Raw genomic sequence first — 17,588 nt, 5'->3', positions numbered from 1 at the left:
CAAGGGGTTGCTGTGGGTAAAAAAAAGAGGCGGATAGGGCATATCTCCTTTGACATGGATGGAACCTTGGTCGATCCCGAGTTCACCGATCTGGTCTGGCACCAGGGAATCCCAGAGCTCTACGCCCGGAGAAAAGGGCTGGATCTGTCCCAGGCCCAAGAGCTGGTCCTGCAGGAGTACCGTAAGGTGGGGGATGGGGCCCTGGAGTGGTACGATATCGGATACTGGTTCAAACATCTGGATCTACCAGGGGGATGGGAGGACCTGCTGAAGAGATACTCGCCTCAGGTGCAGGTATATCCAGAGGTCCATGAGGTGTTAACCCGGCTGCAGGAGAAGTACTCCCTGATCGTCCTCTCCAATGCCGCCCGTGAGTTCATCGAGGTGGAGATGAGGGAGGGTGCTCTGGCAGGTTACTTCGATAGGATCATCTCCGCCACCTCCGACTTCGGCCTGGTGAAGAAGAGCCATGAGTTTTACCGCCAGATATGCGGTGCCTTAGGGGTTTGCCCCCAAGAGTTGATCCATGTAGGGGACCATTGGGAGTTCGACTATCAGATCCCCAGGGGGATGGGGATAGTCGCCTTTTATCTCGACCGAAATGGTGAGAGGGGAGGTCCTGGGGTCATCAAAGACCTCAGAATTCTACAGGAGGTCTTGGATGGCAGACGAGGAGGTGGTCATGAAGATCGGGGTGCTGAGCGATAGCCACGGCCATATTTAAAAGATCCCCAGAAGGTGACCCAAAAAGCCATAGGCAGGAGAATTGGGAGAATTGGGGTCAACACTTTACTTTATACTTTTAGCATGCTAGAGTTACTATATGTCACGTCCACTTCGAATTGAATTTGAATGTGCTGTCTATCACGTGACCTCACGGGGGAATGCGCGGCAGATTATCTATGAAGATGATTCAGACCGCCATCGGTTTTTGGAGTTGTTGGGCCATGAGATCCACCAACAACGATGGGTTTGCTATGCCTATTGTTTAATGGACAATCACTACCATTTAGTTATCGAGACACCGGATGCTAATCTGAGCTGTGGAATGGCCCGACTTAATGCGGTGTATGCGCAGTGGTTTAATCGCCGCCACTTACGGGTGGGGCACCTGTTTCAGGGAAGATACAAGGCAATACTGGTAGAGAAAGAATCCTATCTTCTGGAATTATGCCGCTATGTGGTACTTAACCCTGTGCGGGCTGGCTTGGTAGAGCATGTGGATCAGTGGAAGTGGAGTAGCTATCTGGCCACAGCTTATGGAGGTAACCCTCCATCCTGGTTATCTACAGGCTGGATACTCAGCCAATTTGGGACAAATAAAGTCCAAGCTCAGCGTACCTATCGTAAATTTGTTGCTGAAGGTTCCGGTGAGCCATCTCCATGGGAAAAGTTAAGGGGGCAGATATATCTTGGAAAAGAGAAATTTTTAAAAGAGATGTCGCAGCGCATAAAAGGTATTCCGAGGGAGCAGGTCTCTGAGGAGGTTATGCGGCCTGATCGTCCTCGTATGGAACAGATCTGCACTGCGGTTGCCGATGCTGCAGGTGTACCACAAGAGACGGTACTTGACAGGCAGGATCGAAGGGATGTGTTTCAGGTGATGGTTTATCTTCTTCGGCGGGCATGCAATTTACCGATCAAAGAGGTAGCTGCATTGGGTAAGGTATCAGTTCCGCGCATTTCACAAATCCAACAGCGTATTGAAGATTCAGGTGGCTTGGGACATGCTTTTCAATGGGCCGAAAAGTTGGAAAAATATATAAAGTAAAGTGTTGACCCCAATATTACCTCTTGAAAGTTATGGAGCGAGGAACCTTATAGGATAATTTATTTTTAAATGGGAGGTATTGAGATGAGCAAAGTGACATATGTAATTTTAATTGCCGTGATGTGTTGTGTGAGTGTGGGTTTTGCGCAACAGCAATACAAAAAGGTCTATACGCCACAGGCCAAGGAGGTGCAGAGACTTGAACGAGTTATAGATCTTTCACAAAAACAGATGAACGACCTTCGTAAAAAGGTGGCAAATCTTGAGGAAAGAATAAGGAAACTAGAACAGCACATCGCCATTGGATCTGGTGGCAATATTACTATTACAGCTACGAATCTGAATATTCGTGCGTCTGGACGAACAGAGATTAGATCTGGCGCAACGATGGATATTAGATCATCCCTGCTTAAATTAAATGGTGGCGGAACGCCAGTTGCTCGGTTGGGTGATATAACATCAGGAGCAAGCACCGGTGGGTTCTCTGTAAATACCAGAATAATAGGAGTTGGTTCATCTACGGTCCTTGTTCCCTAATGAGACGGTTCTGATTACACCTCTCACTTAGATGAAATCCGCATCAAACGAGTGAAAAGCATCAATCCATTACGAAAAAAAACAGCCATGGGAAGAGGCTTAAGCATAATATGTCTTTCGCTTTTCCTTCTTCTCTTCCCAGCGGTGATTCATGCAGAAATTGTCGTCTTTGACAGTATCACAGCCTTAAAGAGACCAATAATGTTGAAGGCACTTGTCAAAGGGAGATTTTTCCCTGCAGGTGGCAAACTTGTCGATTTTTTTATAGACGGCAAACATATAGGAAAGACATTAAGTGGTTGGGATGGATATGCCTTTTTTAAATATATCCCGAAACGTTCTGGCTTAAAGACCGTGATGGTAAAATCAGGGGGTGAAAGTGCTGAAGGTTTGATACTTGTGACGAGGAAGAATGAAAAGGTTATCCTCCTGGAGATTGAGGGAGGTATCATGGAGTCCCTCTCTTCACGTGAGCCGAAGAAAGGTAGCAGGGAGGGCATAAAAAAGATTATGGTCAAATATAGAATTATTTATCTAACCACAAAGTTTGGGTTAAGTCGATCGAGGAAGTGGCTTGAAGAAGGGAATTTGCCTTTACCAGTTATCTTACAATGGACAGGAGCTGAACTTCTTGATGAATTAAGCAGACTGGGTATAAAAGTCATTGCAATTATTGGCTCTGCCCCTCTCATGGCTGAAGCTTCTGAACATATCAGGAAGCGGTACAGCTTTGATGATACTGAGGATGCAATTGTTGTGAAGGACTGGGAGGAACTATCCAAAAAATTGAGGGTTGAGTAGTACGAGGAGGAGGGAGGGGAAAAAGATCAGGCTGTGCAGTGACTGTTGTCCTGTTCCGCCCTGGGAATGGAGACGTATAAAAAGAAGATGTGTTATGCTTATCTTATAGGTAGGTGAATCAGTTAGATCTTGCAGAGAAGGAACTGCTAATAGCTTGATTTTAAAAACCAATGTCCTCTGATTTTCATAGAGAATTGGGAAGGGTTTATCATAAGTTAGGCAAATTATCACAAGCTATAAATGAATACAAAAATGCATTGAAATTGAAACCAGAAGATACGTACACCCTTCTGCTGCTAGCTAAGGTATACAGAGACAAAAAGGAATATAAAGGTGCATTAAAATGTTTAAAGCGTGCAAATGATTTGACTGGATCTGGTCATCCATCTGCTCTTTTTGAAATGGCTATGATCTACTCTGAGATGCAAGAATTTGGGAATGCATTAAATTTATTTAAAAGAATAGACAAACTATCCATTAATTATGAAGGACCTGATGAGGGTCTCACAATATACAAGAGAATATATGAGCCGAACAAAAAGGACCCTAGCTTTCTCCAAGGCTATGCTTACCTCTATTATTTAAGGCGTGATTATAAAAATACAATAAAATACTTCTTAAATTCTCTCAAAATTGATAAATCAGAATTTAGATGCAACTATGCACTTGGCATGTCTTTTTTTTATACTGGCGAATTCGGCAAGGCTACTGAGTATTTGGAAAAGGCAACAAAAGAAGAGCCCGATAATTATGATGTCTTAATGATGTTGGCAGACTTATATACGTTTTTTAATCCTAAATATCCTAATTATAACAAGGCCATATTAACATATCAGAAGGCAATACAAATAAAACCTGATAACGCAGAACTATATAATAAAATAGGTGAAGCATTTTGTTATAAAAAGGATTATAAAAAGGCAAAAAATTATGCCATGAAGGCAATTTCATTAAACAAGGAATGTGCAGAAGCCTTTAGAACATTAGGTGATATTTACAAAGGTGAAAGGAAATTTGAGGATGCCCTAAAGAGTTTTGAGAAGGCTGTAGGGCTTTATTCTAAACAAGGTGCATATGATCAGAGTATTGGTTGTGTACAGTATAGTATAGGGAAAGTTTATGAAGAACTGAGAAGGTATGACGAGGCACTCGTAAGATATAACAAGGCATATCAGAGGCTCGGTCTCCCTTCTATCGAAAACAAGATTGCAAGGATTTATTTAAATCAAGAAAAGTACCCTGAGGCAATTGCGATCTATGAGAAAATGGTTAAAGAAAACCCAAAGGATTCGGTTTTTCATTTTGGTTTGGCAGATGCTTACTTTAAAGATGGGCAGACGAGGGAGGCGATAAAAGAATACGAAAAAGTACTAGAACTAGAGCCGGGAACCTATCATGTTCATTACAATCTTGGCCTTGCATATATGAAACTCGGTAGTGAAACTGATGTTGAAAAGTCGCTCCTCCACTTCAAGAAATATATTGCACTAACAAAGGTAAAGGAATTCCAGCTAAAATTAAAGGAGCTGAGGAAGCAGGAAGGAAACATCGGGGCGCTGGCCTCGTTATTGTTGATGCGTTTTGATTATAACAAGGGAAGTGATCAATTTACCAAGGGTATTAAAGAGACTAAATATGAACATTATGAATATAAAGCAAGCCCTGATGTATTTGTGGCAGAGGGCACATTAGAAGCGCTTGCAAAGGACATCAAAAAAGTCAAGGCAGATGACTCCAACATACAAGAAGTAATTCATAAGTTGAATAAGGCAGTACTACTCCGTGCATATGGCATAAAAATACATAATCTGCGCTATCACCGTTTGAAAAAGGACTACAGCGGTGCGTCTGAAAGAGGATTTGCAAAGATCAAAGTTGCAGATAGTTACTTTTTAGAAGCACTAAAAAGAATACAACAACTAATGAACAGATATAAAAACTTTTTCTCTGAATATGAGATTGAACTACTATCTAATGATATTAATTACTACGCTACAAAAGAGCAAGAACCCCATGGAAATGATCCTTTAATGCCCCTCAATGGTATCTACACAACTCTCTAACGTCTTCTCCTCCCACTGGGTTATTGCAGTCTTGGACTATAACCAAATTGTAACCGTCAAAACCAAAAATTAGTCAACATAACCCAACGTATTCCAAGGAATATTATGAGGGGGATTAGCCCCTCTTTAGGGCCTCCTTCAGCCTCTCCTTCCAGGAAGAGAGGATAGTGTATTCTTCTGGGTGTTTTTTCTTCCACCTCTCCAGCATCCTCTTGGCCCAGCGGCTTTTTGAAGAAACTATGCCGAGGCCGATGATAAAGAAGGGGAACCCCGGCAGGATAGGGAGGAAAAATCCCGCTACTCCGATGAGGATAAAGACCCATCCCAAAAGGATGATAGTCCATCTCTTGATCTTGCGTCTCACACTGTACTTCCCTTATGCCCCAGGGAGATCTCCCTCTCAAACCGCAGGAGCCATTTCTTGATCTCTATCCCGCTGGAAAATCCCCCCAGCCCCCCGTCCTTTTGTATCACACGGTGACAGGGGATGATCAGAGGAACAGGATTTCTCCTGTTGGCACCCCCCACCGCCCTACACCCCCTGGGATTCCCCACCTGTCGGGCGATCTCCTGATAGGAGCGGGTCTCGCCAAAAGGTATCCTCTTTACCGCCTCCCAGACCTTCATGTCAAAAGGTGTCCCCTGGGGGTGCAGGGGAGAGGAGAAGCGGGTTAACCTACCCTCAAAGTAGGCTACAATCTCCTCGAAAACCCCTGCGTTGAACCTCTGGTCCGGAAGGGGATGTCCTAAACACAACCTGCTTGCCTCCTCCAGAAACTCCTCTTGTCTCAGACCGAACTTCACCAGGCAGACCCCTACCCTGTCAGAGGCCACCCAAATCCTCCCTATCGGGGAGGGAAACATGGAGTAATAGACCTCCTGCACCCTGTATGCCTCTTCAATAGGATTAAGAAATTATATCAGATAGAGGGAGTGGGGAAAAGGATTAAGGTTAAAAGGGATGAGCAAGGGAATCTCCAAAGGAAGATCAATACTACTCTTTTTTCAGGACCTTTGCCAGTTGTCTCTTTAGGTTTTCTAAACCCACGGTGAAGGTGACCTTTTGCAGGGTGTGGGAAAGAAGAAGAGCTTGACATGTCCATTTAGTTGGGCTATGTATTACTTGAGGCCGAGGTAGCTCAGTCGGTAGAGCAGGGGACTGAAAATCCCCGTGTCGGCGGTTCAATTCCGTCCCTCGGCACCACTTTTATGGGAAACCAACAACATAGTGAGGCCCTCGAAAGAAGGCCTTATTTTTCGCTTGGTTTCAACCAAATATTTCCGACAAAACCCGCCAAGAAGAAAAGGCCATCTGACCTGCTTAAAGAAAAAGGCATTCCCTTCTCCTTCTAGAAGGTTCCCTGAAGGCCAATACCTACTGAGAGAAATTAGAAGATATACCCTAAAAATCCTTCTTTGGCTGCTTTATGTTTGGTTCACAGGAGGTGTAGACTTACTTTAAAAGGACGAGGCTCAACCAGGGGAAATAGGTGATGATCGCTAAGCCAAACAAGAGGATGGCAATAAAAGGGAGTGAGGCTAGTATGATTCTCAACACCGGTTTTTCAAAACGTATGCTGGAGATGAAAAGGTTGATCCCTAATGGGGGAGTCGATGCGCCGATCTGCAGATTGGTAAGGAAGATGATTCCGAGGTGAACGGGGTGGACCCCATAGGCAAGGGCAATCGGACCGATGAGGGGTACGACGACGGTCAGCGCAGAGAATATGTCCATGATACAGCCCACGGCCAAGAGAAATAAGTTCAGCACTACCAAGAAAAAGAAGGGGCTGGTGATATGCGCCTTGAAAAAACCCAACATCCTTGTCGGGACTTCCGCATCGATTAGATAATTAGTCAGACCGAGGGCAGCGCCAAGAATGATCAAGATCGCACCCACCAAAACCATACTTTTTCGCATGATTTGTGGCAGTTCCCTCCATTTTATATCTCGGTAAATGACCACTTCGATCAGGAGGACATAGGCCACCGTGATGGCAGCAGCCTCACTGATAGCAAAGTAGCCACTGTAGATACCACCCAATACAATGAAGGGGAGGGGGATCTCCCAAATCGATTCCTTCAGTGCCTTGAAAACCTCTAACAGATTAAACCTAGTTCTGGGGACTTCGGCAAGGATGGCTTTCTGAACACTGAACCCGGAGAGCACAAGCACCAGAAGGACGCCAGGCAGGACACCTGCCAGAAAGAGTTGATCAACTCTCACCTTTGCCACAATGGCGTAGATGATGAGGGGAAGGCTCGGTGGAAAGAGAAGGCCCAATGTCCCTGAAGTGGTCAATAACCCAAGAGAGAACTTTTCTGGATATCTCCCTCGTAACATCGCAGGGAGGAGTATACCTCCCAAGGCGATGATCGTGAGACCTGTGGCGCCGGTTAGGGCAGTAAAGATGGCACAGGTGACCAGGGCGATGACCGAGAGCCCACCCGGCAACCAACCCAGGATCGCATCGGAAAGCCTGATCAACCTTTTGGACGCCCCGCTCTCTGAAAGGAGATATCCGGCAAAGGTAAAAAGGGGGATGGCGACAAGAATGGGAGTAGTGGCCATCCTATACATCTCGATGATCATGGCTGAGGAATCGATCTGACTGGAGAATAATAAAAGGAGGGCTAGAGCAGAGATAACGGCGAAGATGGGTGCTCCGAAGAGCATCAAGAGAAAGATGATGATCAAAAGAACGATCATGTATCTCCCTCAAGATCTGTGCCAATCTTTACGATCGCAGAAAGGTTCTTAAAGGAATGGAGGCCAAATCGGAAGGCCATGAGTCCAAAGGTTATGGGAAGGATGATTTGAGGGATCCAGGCGGGAATCCCTAAAAAGGTGACGCTGCCCATTTGGGCCTCGTTTTTGATGAATTTCAGAGCGGCAAAGGTCAATAGCCCACAGATAAAAAAGGAAAACAATTGATTTATAACCTCGATGAAGCCCTTCCCCCCCAACGGCATCCATTGAGAAACCACATATATGTTGATGTGTTTCCCCTCTCTCGCGGCAATTGCAGCACCGATAAAACCAACCCAGAGGACAAGGTTCCTTACCAGTGGGTCTCCCCAGGAGAGACCGGTGGCAAAAACATTCCGGAGGACGATCTGCAAAAAGGCGATGAAGATCATAAGGCTTAACAGGATGGCGATGAGGGTCTGTTCCACTCGGTCGATGATTTCATCCGCTCGCTTCCATCGATCCATTATTTTACTCCCCTTTGATAGTTTTCTAGGTGAAAGGATACCTCATCCAAGACCTTTTTGGAGAAGGTTTGACTCCCCAGATGGTCCATCGCTTTATCCGACAGCCTCCTGAATTCATCGACTTGGTCCTGTGGGGGTGTAACGATCTTCACCCCGTGTTTCATCATCACCTTTATGGCCTCTCGATTTTCGTTTCTGGTTACGGCCTTCAACTGGCCCAGATAGCGTTGAAAGGTCTCGATGAGGATATTCTGAAAGGGTTGGGGCAACCGTTTAAAAACATCCTTTCTTACAACGATCCCACCTGCTATATACGCCAAAGGGACATCGGTTATATATTTTACTTTGGTGAACCACTGCAGGGAGATGGCTCCTGTCGGTGGTACATAGACTACGTCCACCAGCCCGGTTTGAAGGCCCACCAGGACATCGGGGACAGAGAGAGGGATGGCTGCAACTCCAGCCTCATCGAAGATGGCTTTGGCCATCGGCGATTCCTGCCAGATCCAAACCTTCACCTTTTTAAGGTCGCTTACACTGGAAATAGGGGTGTTAGACATCAGGTAGATAAAACCTGCTTCTGACCACCCCAAGAGGATATATCCATTATCCTCAAAGCCCTTCTTGAAGAAAGAATCCATTTTTGTCAAAACGTAATCGACCTCTCCATAGTTTTGGAAGAGGAAGGGGATTTGAAATACGTCAATCTCCTTAAATAGCACGGAGAGTCCTCCTGTAGTGAGGCCTGCACCTTGAATTTGACCAATCTGCATCTTTCGCAACATGTCCTTCTCATCCCCTAAGACACCGCCAGGATAGATTTTAAACCGGACTTTATTTTCGGTCTTTCTCATCACCTCGGTATTCAATTTATTTAATGTCTTCATCCAAGAGCTCCCCTCTGGGGCCAAGGTGGCAATTTTGATCATAAAACTCTTCTCCGCACCATTGACTGGTTGGATGAAGAAGATGGTAACCAATATGCTGAACCCTATAATCTTGAGGGCGTCACGTCTGTTCATCCTTTTCTCCTATTCAAAATACTCATCCATGCGGTTCAACAGCTCTTTTGCCTTGTTTTTGGCCACGGTATTGAGCAGGGTCAATTCAGGTGAGATATCGGCAGGTGTTTCTAAAACCTTTTCAAGGTTGGATATGAAGAGATCCTTGTCAAAAACCCGCCGGGCGTAATGGTTTGCATAGTAAATGTAGGCCATCAAAAACTTTCCTTGGCCCAGGTTCAGGGCCTTCAAAAAATGGTGTTGGGCCTTCTTTAGATCTCCGCCGGCCATTTTAGGCCTGGAGGTGAACCATATCCCCATGAAGAGGTGAGCGCCGCCGTAGTAGTATCCCTCGTCTAGCTCCAAAACCCTCCGCATCATCAGCTCAACCCTGGGGAGTTCAGCCAAGGCCTCCATTGAGTCCAAATTCAGGCTGATCCAATTTCCCCAGCAGGCAGCAGCCCAGAAGATATAGGGGACATCTTCTTTCCCGAGATCCTTCAGGGCCTCCTTGAAATCATCAAAAGATCTCTGTATAGGCTCTTTGAACCCCCTTTTTTCTAAGGACCTTAAGGCATACTCCTTTGCCCTTCCATAGAGTAGCTTTGCATATTCCTTATCCTGATTCTCTACAAAGGCCGAGGCAAAGGAGGAATAGCTCTGGGCAGCGCTAATTAATAACTGCTCATTATCCGGCCATGCTTCAATCATGCCATCTATCAACATCAGATAGGCAGGCATTCCTTCCCGGATAATTCTCAGGTCAGATTGTTTATAGGAAGATCTTGCTACCTCTTCTAACAACAACCCCACAGAGCAGACCGTCACCTTTTTGCTTGGAAGACAGGCAGATTGAAGGGGAATGAGAAGTGAAAAAAGGACAATCCACATCCAATTCAGGGAGGACCTCATTTTCCCTCCTATGACACCATAAATGAGCTTGTAGTACTTTAACCAAGCTTTATATTTCACTAAACCGAGAGTATGTCAACCCTTTTAAACAACACATTGTCAATGAAAAAGGGAGGATTCCCCCCTTGAGGTATTCAGGAGAGGGGGTAAGGGGAGATTCCCTAGGGGATTCTAGCCTCAATGCGCGACCCCAACTCTTTAACGGGATAGACAATCCCACGCCAATCGGTGAACTGATAACGCCCTGTTTTTGGAAGAGGTTGCAATCTGCCCCCGGGATGTGGTAGTTTTTGTGCTGAAGCCCTTAGGGACCATGGTTGGTTGAGGTGCCCAGATAATGACATCACTTTCGATTCTCTTTAAAGAGACGAGGCCGCAATTCCTGATCCTCACCCCGGTCTGTTACCTCGTGGGGTTTGGGACCGCCTCTCATGCACTTGGCGGCTTTGGAAGGGTCTCTGTTGGCTATGCGATTATTGCCTTCATAGGAGCTTTCTTTTCACATGTAGCTGTAAACGTCCTCAACGACTACTTTGATTACCAAAGCGGCCTCGACCTGAGGACTCGACCCACTCCCTTCAGCGGTGGCAGCGGTATACTCCCCCAAGGCCTCATGAGTCCACGGGGTGTCCTTTCCATGGGAATCGTCTCCCTTTTTATCGTTGCAGCCATAGGCATCTACTTTCTTACGGTGAGAGGGTGGGGTCTCCTGCCCATAGGGCTCCTCGGCGTACTGGTCATTATCCTCTACACCCCCCTTGTGACGAAAACCCCTGCGCTCTGCCTCCTCGCACCCGGGCTCGGTTTTGGTCCCCTCATGGTGATGGGCAGTCACTATGTGCTTACGGGACGATATGACTGGCTCGCCTTCTGGGCTTCACTCGTGCCCTTACTCCTGGTGAGCAACCTGCTGCTGATAAACCAATTTCCCGATGCCGAGGCCGACAGTTCCATAGGAAGACGTCACCTCCCCATTGTTATCGGCAAAAAATCAAGCGCGTATGTCTATGCTGCCCTCTCCCTTTCAGCCTTCTGCTGGGTCGTAGTAACGACACTCATTGGTATCTTACCACCGGGAGCACTTGTCGCCCTGTTGCCCCTCCCTCTGGCACTAATGACTGTTCGAGGCGTAATACGCAGCGCCGAAGATACACCTGCCCTTATTCCACTTTTGGCTAAGAACGTGATCTATACCCTCGCTACTCCCTTGCTTCTTGGGGTAGGATTACTGGTTGCATAACTGAAAATAGATGTTGCTATCTCAGGAAATATAAAAGTAGAAAAGAAACGTACCAGACAGAGTACACACCATGGGGGATATTTTGAGTAAAGGAAAAGTTAGTATCCTCTCCAAGTCATCTTTATCAATCAAGTTAATTGCTTAAAGCCTTTTTTGTTTGCTATTATATGAGTAAAAACTTCCTTCTCAATCGATGAGAAGGCTGCTTTCAGAAACAATGTAAGAGGGGATGGGTTCACCTATGACCAAGGAAGGGATTTATCAAGAGATCTTAGAACATGTTCAAGGAAAAGTTACCCCCCTAAAGGGAAATGAGATTGTCATAGGCATTCCCTTCGTTGGAACCTCTGATCAGATGGAGACTTTGCCAAAGGTAATAGAGGTTGCTAACGAGGGCATAAAGGAATTTTACCCTGGGAAGAAAATAGCCTTTGTCTTGGCAGGTTCTTACGAAGGAAAAAGAATTGTAAAAAAAATAAAGGGAATCCTCAAGGAGCAAAACATAAAAGGCTTCTGTTTTACCTTAGATAAAGAGGCAGATGGAAAAGGTTGGGCATTCAGGGTTTTGATGGAGGTTAGTGAATTTTTAGATTCAGATTTGATTTTATTAGAGTCGGATTTTTTGAGAAAAGGAAAACAGGGCATACAACCCACCTGGATATACTCAATTTACAGACCAATTGAATTAGGCAATGACTTTGTTCTCCCTGTGTTCAATAGGCCTCCAGAGGGGAAACGAGTAACTGACCATTTAGTTGTCCCACTCTTAGTGTCTCTTTACGGTTACAGATTAAAGGAACCTATAGGAGGAGTTTATGGAATAAGCAGGAAGGTCTTTGACAAATTCTTAAAAGATAAGAAACTGTTTGCCCAAACAGATGTAGGAAATTATGGAATAGATATTTTCTTGACCATCACAGCAATAGTAAATGATTTGAAGATTTGCCAGGCAAATTTGGGGACAAGACTTAAGCCACCCTCTCCAGGGGAATTCCCAATAAGATTGAGACAGGTATTAAACATCATGTTTGATCAGATTGAATACAGCTCGAGTTGGTGGTTAAAGGAAGGTAAAGTGTTAAAGACTGAGCCACCCTTTTATGGAGACTTGCCTTCCCTAGAACCTCCCAAAATGAAATTAAACGTTTCTTATGAAATTGAAAGATTTAAAATAGATTTTCAAAGATACAAAGACTATTTATACAAAAAGCTCTGTCATCCTTCCCTTTACCAGAAATTGCTCGGCTTATCAAACAAAGATGAGGAAACATTTTATTTTTCTTCTTCTGTTTGGGCAGAGTGCGTCTATATTTTAATTTTGGCCTATTTTTTTCAGAGAGAGATACCCAAGGTGGACATATTAGATACATTAGTTATCCTTGATAGAGCTAGACTGGCAACATTTTTTAAGGAAGTCCAAAACTTAGAAGGGGATGCAAAGAGGTTAGAATCTGACAGATTAAGAGAAGCCCAGATAAAGGATTTCACAAGGTTAAGAGAATCATTTGAGGAACACTGGAGAGAAAAAAAGTTAATATATGTGGCACCAGTAGAGAGGGTCTTATTGGAGTTTTTACCAGGTGTCCCTTTAAATCTGCCTAAAGAAGTTAAAGATAGTAAAGGAAGAGTTATTAGAGTCTTTGAGGTTTATGAAGACGTGATGCAAGAACTTCAAAGAAAAGGTATTAAATTTCTCCCACAAGAAGAAAAAATTGAATTTATGCAAAGATGTATGGATGAGATCGATGAAAAACTGAGAGAGGTATTACAAGGGACTATATACTCTGTAAATGGAGTAAGAAAGTTAGTTGAATATATATTTAAATATCTTCCTTCCTCTAGGGGAAAATGTTTCTTCTTAAATCAAACGAAAATAATTGAATTTTTGGAAGAGAATATTCCCTATAACCTATTTGGGGTATTTGGCTATAAGGACTTAGACTCTGCGCTCAAGAAGTATGAGCCCAGAGATATCCTTATCTTAGCTTCCTCTCTCGAAGGGAAAGAATTTAATGAGAGATTTTGGGATTGGTTTAAAGATGCCCAACCTGATTGGTTCGGTTTCCAAGAAAAAGGATTTATTGTCCAGGATAACAAGAACTTCGCCCAGTGGGTGCACTCGCGAGGAGAACCATCGGATATTGAAACTCTTTGCGGGAAGATCCTAGTTACGCAGTACCCAAAAGCTGCAGGTTTGGAGTATCCTTATGTTCTTTATCTTTCTCTCATTGTAAAGTTGAATATAGAGATGGAGATGTCTTCTGAAGACTGGCAATTCTATTCTAAGGACAGAGATTTCTCTGAAAAGGTGATGAATTCTCTAAGAAGACATCGGTCAAGAGATGCTCTCTCTGCTCATGAAATTTTTGAAGCTAATGTTGATGAAGTTTCGATGGAAAGGATACGGAAATCAAAGGCCTTGAGTGGAATCTTAGATGGGCTCCTAGAGGTCTACCATGTCATTTACAGGTTAGATGGTGACTTTTTGTCCCTGGGATTTCCTTCTTGGGCAATATATCGCACCTGGGGAAGAAAAGGACTTCCTTCTAAAGGATTTTTAGGTGAAAAAACTAAGGTTGAACAACGTTGGTTTGTAAGAGAACTTATCCTAAAGTTAGCAGAGATTGAAGGATTAGGCGATAAGAACTATGTAGACAGAAAGCTTAGAGAAATGAGAGGTAATGGGATAGAAGATAAAAATATAGCTGTGGAATTGGGGTTACTTCCTCCTTTAAGATTTGACAAGGAGAATTTACCTCTGATTTTTAAAGCGCTGCAAGAATCAGCAGACAGAAATACTTTGATGAAAAAAATGAATCCATTGATAAAATCTTTTTCCAGGAAGCCTACATTAGATGATTTAACAAGAAAAGTTCCCAAAGAATTAAAACCTACAGAAGAGCAAATAGAAGAAGTCTATCGTCTTGCACATGAACTTAAAGGACTAGAGATTACCCATGTTAATTCTGCAAGATATGGTGGAGGAGTAGCAGAAATATTAGATTGGCTTGTGCCTGTGATGAATAGTGTGGGTATCAAAGCAAATTGGGTGGTCATAAGGCCTAAAAATTCCAGCGAGTTTTTCCGGGTTACAAAGACTTTCCATAACGCCTTACAGGGAATGGAAGCTACGCTTACAAAGGAGATGAAAGATATTTATTTAAGGGAATCTGCGTATATGTTTGAGAAGCTGTCAAGAGAGGGAAAAGTAAAGGGAGATATTTTGGTTTGCCATGACCCACAACCTCTCGCTGCCATTACTTATGCTGACAAGAAAAAAGTATGGAGGGCTCATACTGATTTATCATTTCCACAAAGAGCGTTTGTAGATTTTCTCTTACCATTTATTGCACAATGCGACGCATCTATATTCCATTTTGAAGATTTCATCTTAGAGGAGCTGAAAGGCAAAATGCCCACCTATTTAATTCCCGCAGGTATTAACTTCTTGACACCTAAAAATATTGAGTTGCCTCCTGAATTTTGTTCTTATGTTCTCAAAAGCTTCGGCATAAATAAGAATAAGCCTATTATCTTACAGATATCTCGTTTTGACCGCTTTAAGGACCCTAAAGGAGTGGTAGAGGCCTTTGAGAGTGCACGAAGTGAATTGTTAAAGGAAGGCTTGGACATGCAGCTTGTTTATGCAGGGAATATGGCAGTAGACGACCCTGAAGGATTAAAGATTTTGTCAGAACTTATAAATAATCTAGGCGCTAAAAAGAAGACTCTACATAAGAGAAAATTTATCCCTAACTCCGTGGTATGGACAGTGGGAGAAGCTCCTTCTATTTTCATAATAAATTTAGAGGCGACTCCCGTAATAGAGAATGCCTTAGTGGTAAACGCCTTGCAAAGAGGAGCTACTATTATCCTACAGAAATCTCTAAAAGAAGGTTTAGGTCTCACTATCTTGGAAGCAATGTGCAAGAGAAAACCTCTTATTGTAGGGAATATAGGAGGACCAGCCCATTTAATTAAGGAAGATGGCCTTTATGGGTATGGTGTAGGAGATAAAGATGAAAAAGGGAATGTAGTCTACACTTCGGAAGAGACAGCGGGTAAGATTTTAAAATGTTTCGAGGCACCTCAAGAGGCTTTGGAGATGTCAGAGAGGGCACAAAGGAATGCAGGGGTTAATTATTCAGCAATCCGCCATCTTTTAGATTACCTTAGACTTTTTCATGATATTATGAACCCCCCCAATTCTATAAGAGGCTCAAAGGGATTGGGCTGAAAGGAGAAATCAAATCCCTCCAGGGTCTTCAAGACACGGAGTTTGGCCTTCGCTACACAGCGATAAAGAAAAAGGGCCCGACAGGATGCTGATCGCGTTCGCCAGTTACAATGTCGATCCCAGACATATTGTGGATGCCCAAAGGACTGTCCGGGAAAAGGAAATGAAAAAACATGCATACTTAAACGAAATAACCAAGTCTTCCCCCATCTCCGCAATACTCAGCCCCGGATACCCTCTAAAGAAAGCGCGCCTTTTAAGTCAGCCTCTTTTTCTTCTCCAGCCCGCTGACTCGCATCCCTATCAATCGCACCCTTTTCACCAGGGCGATTCTGTTAAGGCATTTAAAGCCAGCTTGCCGGACTGTTCCCAAGGCGTCCGTTGGCTCGGCAAGGGTCATTGTCCGGGTGTGAGTCTTGAAGTCCGCGAAGCGCAACTTTACGGTAATGGTCCTGCACCGATAGCCCAGTGCCTTCATCCGCGTAACAACATCCTGTGTGAGTCTTGCAAGCACCCTGGCGAGGATTTGCCAGTCACCGACATCCTTTTGAAAGGTCGTTTCCCGGCTTATGGATTTAGGCTCCCGGTGGCTAACTACCGGGCTTTCATCAATACCTCTTGACGCCAGATAGAGGTAATTTCCGTGTGCTTGGCCAAATTGGGTAATGAGCGTATCGAGAGAAAGCGACGCAAGATCACCAATTGTTTTAACGCCCAGGCGGGCGAGATACTCTTCGGTTTTTGGCCCTACGCCCCAGATTTTTTTGACAGGCAATGGCCAAATACGACCTTCAATGCCACGTTCGGTAATTATTGTAAGACCATCGGGCTTGTCCAAGTCAGAAGCGATCTTTGCGAGAAGCTTATTCGGGGCGATGCCGATGGAACAGGTCAGACCTGTTTCAGACTTGATATGCTGTTTAATGGCCTTTGCGATTTTGTCGGGTGGTTGACCTATGTGAGACATATCGAGAAAGGCCTCATCCAGGCCCGCGTCCTGGACCATGGGTGAAAACCCCCTTAGAATTGTCTTTATTTTTTTCGATATATTGGCGTACGTCGGATAATCCACAGGGAGAAATATTGCCTCTGGACAGATCTTGTAAGCTGTACGCAAAGGCATACCTGAGTGTATGCCGAATTTACGGGCCTCATAGGAGGCAGTAGAAACCACACCCCTTTTCATGGGATCGCCGGTACCGCCGACGACCACTGCTTTGCCCTTAAGTTCGGGATGCCGCATCAGCTCAACAGCGGCAAAAAATGCGTCCATGTCTACATGAAAAATCCACTTCATCGCTGATCATTGTAGCACAGAAAGCACTGAAATTGGCCTCGCCCTTTGACCTCCAACCCGTTTAATGCTATGAAATCATGATTACCCATGCAGCAAGGATTTATGGCAACGATCCAAAAAGGATTAAAAAGCGAGAAGGAAATGGAACAAGCAGCTCGTGATGCAATAGAGGACCGTTTTTTTGGCGTTGTGGCGTGCGGCGAGGTTGAAAAGATAACAGAGGGTGAACATGAGCGATTTATCGTTTCGATGGACAAATTTCTAGACAAGATCAAAATGAAGCAAGTAAAGTAGGTACCGGGAACCTTAGGGATGAACAAGACACGCAGTAAATACACACGGACAGGTTTCAATCTCTTTCCTGTCTTGACCCTGGCCGCGGGTCATGGAACCGTGGATCTATACGGCTCCTTTCTCGCCCCGCTTCTCCCCCTCTTTGCGGATCGCTTTAGCTTAAGCCTCGCATTGGTGGGCACCCTAGTTTCCATCCTCACCGTGGCAGATGGCATCTCT

Annotated in this window: 16 protein-coding genes and 1 tRNA gene; 10 read left to right on the top strand and 7 right to left on the bottom strand. The window is 44.5% G+C overall.

Translation table 11 applies throughout. The features are described from left to right. Positions 1 to 54 precede the first annotated feature (54 nt). The 5 genes from JRI46_00085 (at position 55) to JRI46_00065 (ending at position 5,172) form a co-directional block, all read left to right on the top strand. Entirely contained in the window at positions 55 to 708 is a 654-nt protein-coding gene (locus JRI46_00085; GenBank protein ID MBW2037989.1) for an HAD family hydrolase, read from the top strand. 115 nt (positions 709 to 823) lie between these two features. After that, positions 824 to 1,771, top strand: coding sequence for a transposase (locus tag JRI46_00080; protein MBW2037988.1), 948 nt, complete (start codon positions 824 to 826; stop codon positions 1,769 to 1,771). Positions 1,772 to 1,855: 84 nt separating this feature from the next. Beyond that, positions 1,856 to 2,308 (top strand): hypothetical protein, encoded by a 453-nt coding sequence (locus JRI46_00075; GenBank protein ID MBW2037987.1) that lies wholly within the window; start codon positions 1,856 to 1,858, stop codon positions 2,306 to 2,308. An 87-nt stretch (positions 2,309 to 2,395) separates the two neighbouring features. Continuing rightward, positions 2,396 to 3,109, top strand: a complete 714-nt coding sequence (locus JRI46_00070; GenBank protein ID MBW2037986.1) for a hypothetical protein — start codon at positions 2,396 to 2,398, stop codon at positions 3,107 to 3,109. A 194-nt stretch (positions 3,110 to 3,303) separates the two neighbouring features. Continuing rightward, complete coding sequence (locus tag JRI46_00065; protein MBW2037985.1) at positions 3,304 to 5,172, top strand: tetratricopeptide repeat protein; 1,869 nt, start codon at positions 3,304 to 3,306, stop codon at positions 5,170 to 5,172. A gap of 115 nt (positions 5,173 to 5,287) precedes the next feature. Here JRI46_00065 and JRI46_00060 read toward each other — a convergent pair whose 3' ends face one another. Together JRI46_00060 and JRI46_00055 are read right to left on the bottom strand one after the other, a co-directional pair. Next, complete coding sequence (locus JRI46_00060; GenBank protein MBW2037984.1) at positions 5,288 to 5,536, bottom strand: DUF454 family protein; 249 nt, start codon at positions 5,534 to 5,536, stop codon at positions 5,288 to 5,290. Then, positions 5,533 to 6,036: a methylated-DNA--[protein]-cysteine S-methyltransferase gene (locus JRI46_00055; protein ID MBW2037983.1), complete on the bottom strand. Its 504-nt coding sequence runs from the start codon at positions 6,034 to 6,036 to the stop codon at positions 5,533 to 5,535. The genes JRI46_00060 and JRI46_00055 overlap by 4 nt, the downstream gene beginning before the upstream one ends. Positions 6,037 to 6,300: 264 nt before the next feature. On the opposite strand from JRI46_00055, the gene JRI46_00050 reads away from it, so the two are divergent. Next, positions 6,301 to 6,376, top strand: a tRNA-Phe gene (locus JRI46_00050). 249 nt (positions 6,377 to 6,625) lie between these two features. On the opposite strand, the gene JRI46_00045 is transcribed toward JRI46_00050, so the two are convergent. Genes JRI46_00045 through JRI46_00030 form a run of 4 tightly spaced genes read right to left on the bottom strand, consistent with a single transcriptional unit; the run spans position 6,626 to position 10,301 of the window. Continuing rightward, a complete protein-coding gene (locus JRI46_00045) occupies positions 6,626 to 7,882 on the bottom strand; it encodes a TRAP transporter large permease (protein MBW2037982.1) in 1,257 nt (418 codons plus the stop codon). Then, on the bottom strand, positions 7,879 to 8,388 hold the full coding sequence (locus tag JRI46_00040) for a TRAP transporter small permease (GenBank protein ID MBW2037981.1): 510 nt from the start codon (positions 8,386 to 8,388) through the stop codon (positions 7,879 to 7,881). The genes JRI46_00045 and JRI46_00040 overlap by 4 nt, the downstream gene beginning before the upstream one ends. Then, the gene (dctP, locus tag JRI46_00035; protein MBW2037980.1) at positions 8,388 to 9,410 is read right to left on the bottom strand and encodes a TRAP transporter substrate-binding protein DctP; all 1,023 of its coding nucleotides are present in this window, start codon (positions 9,408 to 9,410) and stop codon (positions 8,388 to 8,390) included. The genes JRI46_00040 and dctP overlap by 1 nt, the downstream gene beginning before the upstream one ends. 9 nt (positions 9,411 to 9,419) lie before the next feature. Beyond that, positions 9,420 to 10,301 (bottom strand): TRAP transporter TatT component family protein, encoded by an 882-nt coding sequence (locus JRI46_00030; protein ID MBW2037979.1) that lies wholly within the window; start codon positions 10,299 to 10,301, stop codon positions 9,420 to 9,422. A gap of 337 nt (positions 10,302 to 10,638) precedes the next feature. On the opposite strand from JRI46_00030, the gene JRI46_00025 reads away from it, so the two are divergent. Then, entirely contained in the window at positions 10,639 to 11,541 is a 903-nt protein-coding gene (locus JRI46_00025) for a prenyltransferase (protein ID MBW2037978.1), read from the top strand. Between the two features lie 241 nt (positions 11,542 to 11,782). Further along, positions 11,783 to 15,778, top strand: a complete 3,996-nt coding sequence (locus JRI46_00020; protein MBW2037977.1) for a glycosyltransferase — start codon at positions 11,783 to 11,785, stop codon at positions 15,776 to 15,778. A gap of 256 nt (positions 15,779 to 16,034) precedes the next feature. On the opposite strand, the gene dinB is transcribed toward JRI46_00020, so the two are convergent. Continuing rightward, the gene (gene dinB / locus JRI46_00015; protein ID MBW2037976.1) at positions 16,035 to 17,075 is read right to left on the bottom strand and encodes a DNA polymerase IV; all 1,041 of its coding nucleotides are present in this window, start codon (positions 17,073 to 17,075) and stop codon (positions 16,035 to 16,037) included. 102 nt (positions 17,076 to 17,177) lie between these two features. Between dinB and JRI46_00010 the strand changes: the two genes are divergently transcribed. Together JRI46_00010 and JRI46_00005 are read left to right on the top strand one after the other, a co-directional pair. Then, entirely contained in the window at positions 17,178 to 17,369 is a 192-nt protein-coding gene (locus JRI46_00010; GenBank protein ID MBW2037975.1) for a hypothetical protein, read from the top strand. An 18-nt stretch (positions 17,370 to 17,387) separates the two neighbouring features. After that, a partial coding sequence (locus JRI46_00005; GenBank protein ID MBW2037974.1) for a hypothetical protein occupies positions 17,388 to 17,588 on the top strand: 201 nt, incomplete at its 3' end.

This window comes from Deltaproteobacteria bacterium, assembly GCA_019308925.1.
Classification (GTDB): Bacteria; Desulfobacterota; B13-G15; order B13-G15; family RBG-16-54-18; genus JAFDHG01.
The sequence above is the reverse complement of the archived record's forward strand: the minus strand, read 5'-3'. Positions and strand labels throughout refer to the sequence as shown.

What these genes read in the sequence shown, in the direction of transcription:
- JRI46_00085 (MBW2037989.1), top strand. Translation starts at nt 55, where the DNA reads ATGGATGGAACCTTGGTCGATCCCGAGTTCACCGATCTGGTCTGGCAC.
- JRI46_00080 (MBW2037988.1), top strand. Translation starts at nt 824, where the DNA reads ATGTCACGTCCACTTCGAATTGAATTTGAATGTGCTGTCTATCACGTG.
- JRI46_00075 (MBW2037987.1), top strand. Translation starts at nt 1,856, where the DNA reads ATGAGCAAAGTGACATATGTAATTTTAATTGCCGTGATGTGTTGTGTG.
- JRI46_00070 (MBW2037986.1), top strand. Translation starts at nt 2,396, where the DNA reads ATGGGAAGAGGCTTAAGCATAATATGTCTTTCGCTTTTCCTTCTTCTC.
- JRI46_00055 (MBW2037983.1), bottom strand. Translation starts at nt 6,036, where the DNA reads ATGTTTCCCTCCCCGATAGGGAGGATTTGGGTGGCCTCTGACAGGGTA.
- JRI46_00045 (MBW2037982.1), bottom strand. Translation starts at nt 7,882, where the DNA reads ATGATCGTTCTTTTGATCATCATCTTTCTCTTGATGCTCTTCGGAGCA.
- JRI46_00040 (MBW2037981.1), bottom strand. Translation starts at nt 8,388, where the DNA reads ATGGATCGATGGAAGCGAGCGGATGAAATCATCGACCGAGTGGAACAG.
- dctP (MBW2037980.1), bottom strand. Translation starts at nt 9,410, where the DNA reads ATGAACAGACGTGACGCCCTCAAGATTATAGGGTTCAGCATATTGGTT.
- JRI46_00030 (MBW2037979.1), bottom strand. Translation starts at nt 10,301, where the DNA reads ATGAGGTCCTCCCTGAATTGGATGTGGATTGTCCTTTTTTCACTTCTC.
- JRI46_00025 (MBW2037978.1), top strand. Translation starts at nt 10,639, where the DNA reads ATGACATCACTTTCGATTCTCTTTAAAGAGACGAGGCCGCAATTCCTG.
- JRI46_00020 (MBW2037977.1), top strand. Translation starts at nt 11,783, where the DNA reads ATGACCAAGGAAGGGATTTATCAAGAGATCTTAGAACATGTTCAAGGA.
- dinB (MBW2037976.1), bottom strand. Translation starts at nt 17,075, where the DNA reads ATGAAGTGGATTTTTCATGTAGACATGGACGCATTTTTTGCCGCTGTT.
- JRI46_00010 (MBW2037975.1), top strand. Translation starts at nt 17,178, where the DNA reads ATGGCAACGATCCAAAAAGGATTAAAAAGCGAGAAGGAAATGGAACAA.